8 protein-coding genes are annotated in these 12,222 nt (G+C 64.4%); all 8 read left to right on the top strand.

The genetic code is table 11. The annotated features are described in order from the left end of the window. Positions 1 to 118: 118 nt before the first annotated feature. The 8 genes from M2352_RS24660 (at position 119) to M2352_RS24625 (ending at position 12,219) form a co-directional block, all read left to right on the top strand. The gene (locus M2352_RS24660) at positions 119 to 1,423 is read left to right on the top strand and encodes an acyl-CoA dehydrogenase family protein (protein WP_264667165.1); all 1,305 of its coding nucleotides are present in this window, start codon (positions 119 to 121) and stop codon (positions 1,421 to 1,423) included. Between the two features lie 121 nt (positions 1,424 to 1,544). Further along, positions 1,545 to 2,783, top strand: coding sequence for a thiolase family protein (locus tag M2352_RS24655; RefSeq protein ID WP_264667164.1), 1,239 nt, complete (start codon positions 1,545 to 1,547; stop codon positions 2,781 to 2,783). Positions 2,784 to 2,793: 10 nt separating this feature from the next. Further along, positions 2,794 to 4,410 carry an AMP-binding protein gene (locus M2352_RS24650; RefSeq protein ID WP_264667163.1) on the top strand — a complete coding sequence of 539 codons (1,617 nt, stop codon included), beginning with the start codon at positions 2,794 to 2,796 and terminating at the stop codon, positions 4,408 to 4,410. Between the two features lie 47 nt (positions 4,411 to 4,457). Beyond that, positions 4,458 to 5,579: a DUF5938 domain-containing protein gene (locus M2352_RS24645; protein ID WP_264667162.1), complete on the top strand. Its 1,122-nt coding sequence runs from the start codon at positions 4,458 to 4,460 to the stop codon at positions 5,577 to 5,579. A gap of 45 nt (positions 5,580 to 5,624) precedes the next feature. After that, positions 5,625 to 7,310 (top strand): DUF1302 domain-containing protein, encoded by a 1,686-nt coding sequence (locus M2352_RS24640; RefSeq protein ID WP_264667161.1) that lies wholly within the window; start codon positions 5,625 to 5,627, stop codon positions 7,308 to 7,310. A 15-nt stretch (positions 7,311 to 7,325) separates the two neighbouring features. Beyond that, positions 7,326 to 8,666 (top strand): DUF1329 domain-containing protein, encoded by a 1,341-nt coding sequence (locus tag M2352_RS24635; RefSeq protein WP_264667160.1) that lies wholly within the window; start codon positions 7,326 to 7,328, stop codon positions 8,664 to 8,666. An 80-nt stretch (positions 8,667 to 8,746) separates the two neighbouring features. Further along, the gene (locus M2352_RS24630) at positions 8,747 to 9,805 is read left to right on the top strand and encodes a WD40/YVTN/BNR-like repeat-containing protein (protein ID WP_264667159.1); all 1,059 of its coding nucleotides are present in this window, start codon (positions 8,747 to 8,749) and stop codon (positions 9,803 to 9,805) included. Beyond that, positions 9,802 to 12,219 (top strand): efflux RND transporter permease subunit, encoded by a 2,418-nt coding sequence (locus M2352_RS24625; RefSeq protein WP_264667158.1) that lies wholly within the window; start codon positions 9,802 to 9,804, stop codon positions 12,217 to 12,219. The genes M2352_RS24630 and M2352_RS24625 overlap by 4 nt, the downstream gene beginning before the upstream one ends. Positions 12,220 to 12,222: the final 3 nt, after the last annotated feature.

Raw genomic sequence — 12,222 nt, 5'->3', positions numbered from 1 at the left:
CTCACGGTTTTCCGGGATTGTGACGGTAACAGTCAGTCTGACACACAATAAACACGCGAAAACAAAAATGCTGTCGCCTTGGAGCGATCCTGCGAGCAGCAATTCAAGGAGGAAAGACATGCCCGGCACGGTCGTTGGCGCATCCTTGTCCCTGGACCCCGGCTCACCGATGGCCACGTGGCCGGCCAAGCCCCATGTTAAGTTGGGTGTGACCGGCGCTGAACCAGTGCTGAGCGAAACCGAGCGCGAGATGCAGCGCAGCGTGCGCACCTTTGCCGAGAAGGTGATGCGGCCGGTGGGAATCGCGCTGGACCGGATGACGCCGGAGCAGGGGATCGCAAAGGACTCCCCCTATTGGGATTTCCGCAAGGAATATCTCAAGCTGGGCCTCAATCCTCACTCGTTGGGCGCACTCAGCAACGAAGAGCGCGGCCGCCTTCTGCCGATCATCATGGAGGAGTTCGGCTGGGGAGACGCCGGGCTGTCGATCACCATCGGTGCGTGCCAGCTGCCATCGATGATGGCGCTCCTGTCCGGCAACAGCTTCCTCATCGAGCGGTTCCCTCCGGAGTCGATCGGCTGCTGGGCGATCACGGAACCCGATCACGGCAGCGACAGCCTCGACGTCAGCGGTCAGGCTTTCCACGCCCAGGGCGTCTATGGCCGTCCGAACTGCATCGCGACCATCAAGGGAGACGAGGTGGTCATCAACGGGCAGAAGGCGGCCTGGGTTTCGAACGGCCCGATCGCCGAGGTGTGCGTTCTTTACTGTGCGGCCGACAGCGGCAACGGCCCCGACCCGAAGCGCGGCTGCACGATCCTGGTTCCGATGGAGGCGCCGGGCGTCTCCCGCGGCAAGGTGCTGGACAAGATCGGCCAGCGTCCGCTTCCGCAAGGCGAGATCTTCTTCGACAACGTCACCCTGCCGCTCAGCTACGTCGTTGCCGGCCCCGACGATTTCCAGCGCGCGGTGCATGCCATCCATTGCGAGGCGAATTGCCAGATGGGGGCGGTGTTCACCGGCGTGGCGCGGGCCGCCTTCGAATTGGCGCATGCGTACGCCCATGAGCGCAAGCAGGGCGGCGTTCCCATCGTCCGCCATCAGAACGTCGCGTATCGTCTGTTCCATATGTACCGCAAGATCGAGGCATCGCGGGCTCTGGTGCAGCGGGTGTCACTGTTCAACGCCTGCGCGCCGGTGCCCGCTCTGCACGCGGCGATGACCTGCAAGATCACCGGTACCCAGACGGCGTTCGAGGTCGCCAGCGATGCCATCCAGATCTTCGGGGGCAACGGCCTCGCCCGTGAATACCCCATCGAGAAGATCTTCCGTGACGCACGGGCGTCGCTGATCGAAGACGGGTGCAATGAGCTCCTTGCCCTGAAGGGCGGCTTCAATCTCATCCATCCGGACGCGTGGTAACGTTTCCTTCCCCCCGCGTCTCACTCGCCTCCTCCCCCGTAGTCTTCCGACCGGGGGAGGAGAATTTTCCATTCCCTGCCTACACCGCAGATTCCGCGGACGCGGGCCTTTAGAGGCTTCCATGAAACAAAACGCCTTCATCGCGGGCGTCGGCATGACGCCATTCGGCCGTCACCTCAACCTTTCATTGCGATCACTGGCGTCGAAGGCCATGCTCGCGGCGATCAGGGACGCCGGCGTCGATGCCTCGGACATCCAGGCGGCCTACATGGGCAACGCCGCGGCGGGCGTCATCACCGGCCAGGTGTGTGTTCCCGGCGAGATCGTTCTGCGCGAAGTGGGAATCGGCCGAATTCCGGTCGTCAACGTCGAGAACGCCTGCGCCACCGCTTCGACGGCGCTCAACCAAGCGGCGACCATGGTCACGCTCGGCGCCTACGACGTGGTGCTCGCCTGCGGCTACGAGAAGCTGGTGCACGCGGACAAGAGCAAAAGCTTCGCCGTCTTCAGCGGCGCGACCGACATCGAGCGGATGGGCGAACTGGTCGCCTCCATCGACACGAAGATGCGGGCGGTGGGGCTGTCGCCGGACATCGATGGGGCCGGCGCCAACCGGTCTCTGTTCATGGACATCTACGCGACCATGGCGGTCGAGCACATGCAGAAATATGGCACGACGCGCGAGCAGTTCGCCGCCGTCTCGGCCAAGAACTCCTATCATGGCAGCCTGAACGAGCGCGCCCAGTTCAGCGATGTCCTGACGGTGGAGCAGGTCCTGGCGGCACGGGAGATCGCTTGGCCGCTGACCTTGCCCATGTGCTCCCCGATCGGTGACGGCGCGGCGGCGGTTGTGTTGGTCAGCGAACGCAAGGCGCGGGAACTGGGCCTGCAGCGGCCGGTGCGCATCCGGTCTTCGGCCTTTCAGACCGGCTGGAACTTCGCGCCGGGCGAGGACGAGGCGACCGTCTTCGAAACCACCATCGCCATGGCGTACGAGGAGGCCGGTGTCGGCCCGGGGGATCTCGGGTGTGTGGAACTGCATGACGCGTCCGCACCGTCCGAGATCATCCACACCGAGTACCTCGGGCTTTGCGCGAAGGGAGAGGGGGGACGCCTCGTGGAGTCCGGCGAGACGCGCCTGGGCGGCCGCATTCCCGTCAACACCTCCGGCGGCCTGCTGCGCAAGGGCCATCCCATCGGCGCGACCGGAATCGCCCAGATCGTGGAACTGACCGAGCAACTCCAAGGCCGGGCCGGAGCGCGCCAGGTGCAGGGCGCCAAAGTCGGCTTGGCGGAGAACGGCGGCGGTTTTGTCAAGGACAGCGTGGCTGCTTTGGTCGTCACAATTCTGAGCAGCTAAGGAACTTGAAATGTCTGATATGAACCCCTTGAGTATTGCTCATCTTGTAGCAGAGAAAGCCCGAATCCAGCCGGACCTCGACGTCCTTACGTTCGAGAACAACGGAGCGGAGGAGGTCCGCACCTACAGCCAACTGTGGAACAACGGCTGCCGTATCGCCGCGGCGCTGTCAGCGCGCGGGGTGCGGAAGGGGGACCGCTTCGCGCTGCTTCTACAGAATCATCCGGAGTTCGTTGAAACGATGATCGCCGCCGCCATCGTCGGTGCCGTCTTCGTGCCGATCGACCCACGCACGCGGGATGCCAAGCTGGCGTTCATGCTGCGGGACTCCGGCTGTGTGGGCGCGGTTTGCGGCGACGACGCGTCAGAGGCGCTGGCCGGTGCCACCGCCTCGGTCCCCAACCTCGGCTGGGGCATCGTCGTCGGCGACGGTCCGGTGTTTGCCAATTCCGGTGGGCTGCACATCGAGGCGATGCGCAACGTCCTGGCCGCGCCGGCCCGGTCGCTGGCCATCGCGACCGACAGCGAAACTCTCCCGATGCAGATCATGTACACGTCGGGCACCACCGGAGATCCCAAAGGGGTCGTCGTGCGGCATGCCCGTTTCGCCCTGGTCGCCGGCCATGGTGAAGCCGTGTTCGGCTATCGGCCGGGCGACCGTCCCTACACCGGGTTGTCCCTGACCCATGGGAACGCTCAATTCGTGACGCTGGCGCCGTCCTTGAACATGGGGCTGCGCGCTGTGTTCAGCCGCAAATTCACGAAATCCCGCCTGTGGGAGGTCGTCCGCCGCTACGGCTGCACCAGCTTCTCGCTGCTGGGCGGGATGATCACGGCGATCTACAGCGAACCGCGGCGCCCGGACGACGCCGACAATCCGCTCCGGCTGGTCGTCAGCGCCGGCATGCCGGCGGCGATCTGGGAGGATTTCGCAAGGCGCTTCAACGTCGAAATCACCGAGTTCTACGGCGCCATGGAAGGCGGCATGACCATCAACCCCGCCGGTCAAGGGCCGGTCGGCAGTTGCGGGCGCGTGGCGCCGGGGCTGGTCGCCAAGGTGGTGGACGAGGACGGAAACGAAGTCCCCCCGGGAACACCCGGCGAAATCTGGTTCCGTTCCGCCGACGGCTCTCCGGCGAAAGTCGAGTATTTCAACAATCCGGAGGCGGCGCGCCTGAAGACCGAAGGCGGCTGGCTGCATTCCGGCGATGTGGTGATCATGGACGCCGATGGGTGGGTGTTCTTCCAGTGCCGAAAGGGCGGCGGCATCCGGCGCAACGGCGAGTTCATCAGCCCGGCCTTCGTGGAAAAGGTCCTGGCCGAGCATCCGGCGGTGGACGACGTCTTCGTCTATGGTGTGCCGGCGGAATCCGGGGCTCCCGGCGAACACGACGTGGTGGCGGCCGTCACGCCGATGGACGGCTGCGTCCTCGACCCTGGTGAACTCTTCGAGTGGTGCCGCACGCGCCTGGAACCGAACATGATTCCGGGCTTCCTACAGCTCCTGGCGGAGTTGCCGAAGACGGCCTCCGAAAAGGTGCAGCCGCGCTTTCTGTTCGAGCGCTTCCGCGACGATCCGAACTGCGTGTTCCGCCGGCCGGTGTCGAACGCTGTCAAGGTCGCCTGAACGGCGCAAGCCCGTCCCGAAAATTCTGATCCATCTGGGAGAGTAAGATGAGCGAACCCCGAGTCGTCGTCTACGGGGCAAGCGGATACACCGGCAAGTGGGTGTCCGCCATGCTTGGAATGCGCAAGATCCCTTTCATCGCCGCCGGCCGCAGCAAGGCTCGCCTGGAAGAACAGCTGGGAAAGTTCCCCGAGCTGCAGGGGGCCGATTACCGCGTCGTGCAGGTGGAGCATACCGAACAGGCACTGACGGCCCTGCTGGAGGGGCGGCAGGTCGTCTTCAATCTGGTGGGTCCGTTCATGCAACTGGGTGGTCCGGTGGTGCGCGCCGCCCTTGCTGCCGGCTGCCATTATCTCGACGCCACCGGTGAACAGGACTGGATGTTGCATCTCCAGCGCGAGTATGGGGCCGCGTTCGAAGCGCGCGACCTGGTGCTTGCTCCAGCAACCTCCTCGATGTGGAACGCCGGAGCGCTGGTGTCCGAACTGGTTCTGGAGACACCGGGAATCGATTCCCTCGACATCAGCTACACCCTTCGCGGCATTCCGTCCGTCGCCTCGACGCTGTCGTTCATGCGGATGGTCTGTCAGCCGCAGTATTATCTTTACGACAACAGGCTCACGCCCTGGGATTCCGCAGCCGACGGCGTACGCATCGCCGTGCCCGGCATCCACCAGGAGCAGATCGCGCTGCCGTGGAGCGGCGGCGGCGAGTCCGTCTGGTACGCCGGTGATCCGCGCGTGCGCCACTGCATAACCGTCGTGACCTTCGGCAACCCGGCGTTCATGAACATGGTGAGCGGCCGGATGCAGGAATTCCGCGATCACCATCAGTCCAAGTCGCCGGAGGAGCAGGAACGGATCACCAATGCGTGGGCGATGGAGATCGCGCCTCAAGGGGAGCCGCCGCGCGAGGATCTCAACCTGCACCGGGTGATGTTCACCGCCCATGGCCGCGGCCGGCTGAACGCCCGCTCCGTCGTGCTGCACGGCGTCACCGGGTACATGATGACGGGGTCCATCGCCGGCATCACCATCGACAACCTTTTGCGCCGCCGTCAGCGGGCGGCCGGGTTCTCGGCCGCCATCACCGTGGTCGGTCATCGCCATCTGCTGGCGGGCATGCAGGAGGACGGCGTCGTCGGAAAACCCATCGACCTGATCGCCTGATTGCGGACGCATGACAAGAAATAACGTCAGCGATGGGAGGAAAAATTGGTTTGCAAGCCTTCGAAAAGACGTGCGGCGCTCACCCTTGCTGGGGTGGTCTCGGGCACGATTGCGGGGACGGCGGGAACCGCGGTCGCCGGCAGCTTCGACACCGGAAATCCGGATGTCACCCTCCGTTGGGACAACACGGTCAAATACAGTGCAGCGGCACGTGTCGCCTCCCGCGACCCGGCCGTGGCCGGAAGCATTCCGAACTCCAACCTTGACGACGGCGACCTGAATTTCGGCCGCGGCCTGATTTCAAACCGATTCGACCTTCTGTCCGAGCTGGACGTCGCCTACGCGAGGAAATACGGCGTTCGTCTTTCCGGAGCGGCTTGGTACGACAGCGTCTATAATCGGAAGAACGACAACGATTCTCCGGGAACGATCAATCATTCCAGCACTGCCTACAACGAGTTCACCCGCGACACCCGGCGTCTGCACGGGCGCAACGCCGAACTTCTCGATGCGTTCGCCTACGGCAATTTCGACATCGGCGACAAGAACCTGTCGCTCCGTGCCGGCCGCTACACGCTGCTGTATGGCGAGAGCCTCTTCCTCGGGGCCAACGGCATCGCCGCGGCGCAGTCGTCCATCGACGTGGTCAAGGCGCTGTCGGTCCCCAATTCCCAGTTCAAGGAGATCGGCCGCCCCATCGGCCAGGTTTCCGGCCAGTTTCAGGCGACCGACGACCTCACCCTCGGCGCCTACTATCAGCTCGAGTGGCGCAAGTATCGGTTGCCGGCCTCCGGCAGCTATTTCAGCGTCGCCGACATTCTCGACGAGGGCGGCGAGGTGCTCTACGCCTCTGGTCCGATGTTTGGCCCGGGCGGCCTGTATTTCGGCCGCGGCAGCGACATCAAGGCGAAGAACTCCGGCCAGGGCGGCCTGCAGATCCGCTACAAGGTGTCGCCGAACTGGGAATTCGGACTGTACGGTGCCAATTTCCACGACAAGACGCCGAAAATCTATGTCCGCCCTGGTGTGAACGCGCAAGGTCAGACGTCGTTCGGCACCAGCATCGGCGATTACGTCCTCGTCTATCCGGAGAACATCCAGGTTTACGGCGCCAGCTTCGCCACGGTGGTTGGCGACACGAACATCTCCGGCGAGTTCTCCGTGCGCAACAACCAGCCGTTTGCCGGCGCGAACGGCGATGTGTTCGTCGATCCGACCGGGCTCGCGAATGGAAGCGGCCGTCGCCTGTATCCGGTGGGCAAGAGCGCGCACGTCAACATTTCCGCCATTTCCGTCCTGAACGGAAACTCCCTTTGGGATGGCGCATCACTGATCGGGGAGTTGGGGTACAACCACCGCCTGACGGTGGACAACGACAGGCCGCTCGATCCGCGCGTGACCCGTGGCGCTTGGGGCACGCGGATCAGCTTCGAAGCCAACTATTTCCAGGTCCTGCCGCAGGTCGATCTCACCGTGCCGATCAGCGTGGGCTACGCCTTCGGCGGACGCTCCTCCCTGGGGCCCGCCGTCTTCGGGCCGGAGAAGGGCGGCGACATCACCATCGGCCTGACCGCGGAATACGAGAAGCGGTGGCGGATGAGCCTCCAGTATGTGAAGTACTTCGGCGCCAAGGGACCGCTGACCCTGGATCCGGTCCAGCGCGAGTATTCATACAAGCAGACGCTGGCCGATCGCGACTACGTCTCCCTGTCTCTTCAGACCACCTTCTGATCCGTGGGGAAGAAGATGATCAAGAATTTGTCACTCGCAAGCGTCGTTGTCCTGCTGTTGTCCGGCGGACTGTCGCACGCTGCGGTCACCGCCGATGAAGCGGCAAAGCTCAAATCGACGCTGACGCCCCTGGGGGCGGAGAAGGCCGGCAACAAGGACGGGAGCATTCCGGCCTGGAACGGCGGACTGACGACGCCCGGCAGCCGCACCTCCAACCTGCCCGCCGATCCGTTTCCCGGCGAGAAGCCGCTGTTTCAGATCACCGCCAAGAACATGGGCCAGTACGCCGACAAGCTCGGCGAAGGCGTCAAGGCCCTCCTGACCAGATATCCGAGCTACCGGATCGACGTCTACCCTGCCCACCGGACCGCGGCCGCGCCGCAATACGTGTACGACAACACGTTCAGGAACGCGACGTCGGCCACGCTGGAGAAGGGCGGGCTGGCGATCAAAGGCGCGTACGGCGGCATCCCGTTCCCGATCCCGAAGACTGGAATCGAGCTGTACTGGAACCACACCCTGCGCGTGAAGCCGTCGTCGGTCGAGTTCGGCTTCGTCAACTGGGTCGGTTCCGCCGACGGACGGCGGACCATGGCCAACCGGGCCGACAACAACAACCAGATGCCGTATTATCTTCCGGACGGCTCGGCGCAGAGCTGGAACGGCGACTATCTGCTGGCCCGCTTCGTCTCCACCGAACCGTCCTTCAAGGCCGGCGAGTCCCTGGTGGTCCGTGACCGTGCCGACCCGGACGATGCCCGCCAGGCCTGGCAGTACCTCGTGGGCCAGCGGCGCGTCCGCCGCGCTCCCACGGTCGGCTACGACACGCCGGATTTCGTGGCGTCCGGCGCCAATTACTTCGACGAGGTGAACGGCTTCTGGGGAGGCCCCGACCGCTACGAATGGAAGTTGGTCGGCAAGAAGGAGATGTTCATCCCTTACAACAACAACCGCTACTTCAACACTCCGGCCGACGAGGCTTTCGTCCCCTATCACACCAATCCCGACAAGACGCGATGGGAATTGCATCGCGTGTGGGTGGTGGAGGCGACGCTCACGCCGGGCAAGCGCCACGTCGTTCCCCGGCGGACCTTCTATTTCGATGAGGACACGTGGGCCATCACCATGATCGACGGCTACGACGCCGACGGCAAGCTGTGGCGCACGTCGCAGTCGTTCTCGATCGCGGCGCCCGAGGTGCCGGCGATCAACTCGGATCCGACGATCGTCTATAATCTCCAGGCCGGAACTTACAGCGTCATTCAGTTCCTGAACGGTGAGTACTGGCGGGCGGTGCCGCCCAAGCCGAATGCTTTCTTCACGGGCGATTCGCTCGCCTCGCAGGGGGTTCGATGACGCCCTGTCGTAAAGGCAAGGGGCATGTCCGGCCATCGCCGGCGGTGCCCCCATGCCCCCGCCGGCGATGGCCGCTCGCAATGTCAGCCTTGCTGGTCCTTTCGACGGTGCTGGGATCGGTCGGTGCGGTGTGCGCCGCGCCGGCCGGCGACCCTCTGGAGGCCGAAGCAACGGTCTCGAAGCGTAGCGTCCAGCTGATGATGGCGTCGGCCACGCGGGCGGGCGATCGGTTGGTGTCGGTGGGCGAGCGGGGAACGATCCTCCTGTCCGACGATCATGGTGTCCGGTGGCGCCAAGCACGGGTTCCGGTCAGTGTGACCCTGACCGCCGTGTCCTTCGCGACTCCCCGCCGCGGATGGGCGGTGGGGCACAGCGGCGTCGTGCTGGCGACGGGGGACGGAGGGGAAACCTGGACCAAGCAGTTGGACGGGGTCATGGCGGCGGCGATTGAGCGTACCGCGGCGGCCGACGAGGGCTCCCCCCGCCGCCTCGCCGAGGCGGATCGGCTGGTGAGGGACGGTGCGGACAAGCCGTTCCTGGCGGTCCACGCCATGGATGAGCAGACGGTTTTGGTCGTCGGGGCCTATGGGCTGGCGTTCCGGACCACGGACGGCGGGCGCACGTGGTCGTCAATGATCGGGGCGTTCGATAATCCGCAGGGCCGGCACCTCTACGCCATCCTGTCGGCCCGCGGCGTCTTGCACGTCGCGGCGGAACAGGGAGGAATGTTCCGGTCCACCGATGGCGGCCACCGTTTCGACGTGATTTCGATGCCCGCTAAGGGAACGTTTTTCGGCGTCGCGGCCATGTCCGGCGGCGATGTGCTGATTGCCTTCGGTCTGCGGGGAACGGTCTGCCGCTCCGGCGACGGAGGGCGGTCCTGGGAGCCGGTCCCCATGCCGCCGGTGTCGTTCACCGCCGAAACGCAACTCGGCGACGGTTCGTTCGTGCTCATGGACGAGCTCGGCAGTTCGTACCGCAGCGTCGACAACGGGAAGAATTTCCAAAAGCTGCCTGAGATCAGCCCATTTCCCCCTGCGGATGTCGCCCTCGCGGCGGACGGGCACCTGATCGTGGTTGGATTGAGGGGCAGTGCGCGTCTGTCGGTTGGTGCAGCATCAGCGGAGGACGGTAAGTGAAATCGAGCGTCGATCTTTCGGAAGCGCCGGTGATCCGCGACATCAAGGATTTCGATCATCAGTCCGGCTCGTTTGGGGAGCGGTTGCTGTTCAACAACCGGACTTTCATCATCGCTTTGTGCCTGCTGCTGACCGCATTCCTCGGGTTTCAGGCGACGCGGCTTGAGCTGGGCGCCAGCTTCGAAAAGATGATTCCCACCAAGCATCCGTTCATCGCCAATTACCTGGCCAACAAGTCGGACTTGGCCGGGCAGGGGAATGCGCTGCGCATCGTCGTCGAGAACCGTTCCGGCTCCATCTTCGACGCGGCCTATCTCGACACCCTGCGCCGGCTCAACGACGCGGTCTTCCTGCTGCCGGGCGTCGAGCGGCCGTACATGAAATCCCTCTGGACGCCTGCCACCCGCTGGACCGGCGTGACGGAGGAGGGGCTGGACGGCGGCCCGGTGATGCCCGACGATTACGACGGTTCGGCGGCATCCCTGGAGCAGGTGCGCCGCAACGTCGAGCGGTCTGGTGAGATCGGGCAACTGGTCGCCGCCAACCACCGCTCGTCGGTGCTCTTCGTGCCGTTGCTGGAGGTCAACGCGCAAACCGGGGAACGGCTCGACTACCACCAGCTTTCCCAGCGGCTGGAGGCGCTGCGCGACACGTATCAGGCCGAAAACGTCAACATCTACATCACGGGGTTCGGCAAGATCGTCGGCGATCTGATCTCCGGCCTGAAGCAGGTCGTCACGTTCTTCGGCCTGGCCATGGGGATCTGTGCGGCTGTCCTGTTCTGGTACACGCGCTGCCTGCGCAGCACCTTGATCGTCATGGCCTGCTCCATCGTGGCCGTGGTGTGGCTCCTGGGGTTGCTGCCGACCTTGGGCTACCAGCTCGATCCCTACTCGATCCTGGTCCCGTTTCTGGTGTTTGCCATCGGCATGAGCCACGGCGCCCAGAAGATGAATGGCGTGATGCAGGATATCGGCCGTGGCACCCACAAGCTCGTCGCGGCACGTTATACGTTCCGGCGCCTGTTCCTGGCCGGACTGACCGCGCTCCTGGCCGACGCGGTGGGCTTCGCGGTCCTGATGGTGATCGAGATCCGCGTCATCCAGGAACTCGCCGTCGCCGCGAGCATCGGCGTCGCCGTGCTGATCTTCACCAACCTCATTCTCCTGCCGATCCTGCTGTCCTACACCGGGGTGAGCGCCAAGGGCGCCATGCGCTCCATCGCGGCCGAAGCCGCGGATCTCGGTGACCCCGCCCACAAGCGCCATGCCTTCTGGGCCTTCCTCGACAGCTTCACCCGTCGACCTGTGGCCGCCCTGGGCGTCGGTGCGGCGCTGGCCACCGGCGTCATGGGCTTTGCCGTCAGCCTGAATCTGAAGATCGGGGACTTGGACCCCGGCGCACCGGAACTGCTCAAGGAGTCCCGCTACAATCGCGACAATGCCTTCGTCACCGCGAATTACGCGGCCAGCAGCGACATCTTCGTGGTCATGGTCCGGACGCCCGAATATCAGTGCGCGCTCTATCCGACGCTGATCAAGCTTGATGCGCTGGAATGGCGGCTGCAACAGTTGGACGGCGTGGAGTCCACGAATTCCCTGGCCGTGGTCGCCAAGCGGTCGGTCGTCGGCATGAACGAGGGAAACCTCAAATGGTATGACGTCGTTCGGTCGCAGGATGTGCTGAATGCGATCGTCACCCGCGCACCCCGTGAGTTGTTCAACCAGAACTGTGACCTTCTGACGGTCTATGCGTACCTCAAGGACCACAAGGCGGACACGCTCGCGTCCGTGGTGGCGGCGGTCGAGGCATTCGCGGCCGAAAACAATTCCCCTGGCGCGCGCTTCATGCAAGCGGCTGGCAACGCCGGGGTGGAGGCGGCGACCAACATCGTCGTGAAGAAGGCCAACACCGAAATGCTGGCGCTGGTCTACGTCGCGGTCACCATCCTCGCCTACATCACCTTCAGGTCCTGGCGGGCGGTGGTCTGCGCCATTTTCCCGCTGATGCTGACGTCGGTGCTGTGCGAAGCGCTGATGGTTTGGCTGGGCATCGGGGTAAAAGTGGCGACGTTGCCGGTAATCGCGCTCGGCGTGGGGATCGGAGTCGACTATGCGCTGTATGTGTTGACCGTCACGCTGGCGCGGTTGCGCGAGGGGATGAGTCTTTCGGATGCCTACTACCGGGCGCTGCTGTTTACCGGACGAGTGGTTGTGCTGACAGGAATCACTCTGGGCGTCGCGGTCGCCACTTGGGCCTTCTCTCCGATCAAGTTCCAGGCAGACATGGGTATATTGCTGGCTTTCATGTTCATCTGGAACATGTTGGGTGCGCTGATTCTCATTCCGGCGCTTGGCTTTTTTCTCCTTCGTTCTGGGGCGGAGCCGCAGGCGGCTGTAGCGCCGGTCAGATAGGAA

Source organism: Azospirillum fermentarium, assembly GCF_025961205.1.
GTDB classification, from domain to species: Bacteria; Pseudomonadota; Alphaproteobacteria; order Azospirillales; family Azospirillaceae; genus Azospirillum; species Azospirillum fermentarium.
Note: the sequence above shows the minus strand (reverse complement) of the source record. Positions and strands in the feature narration are given on the sequence as shown.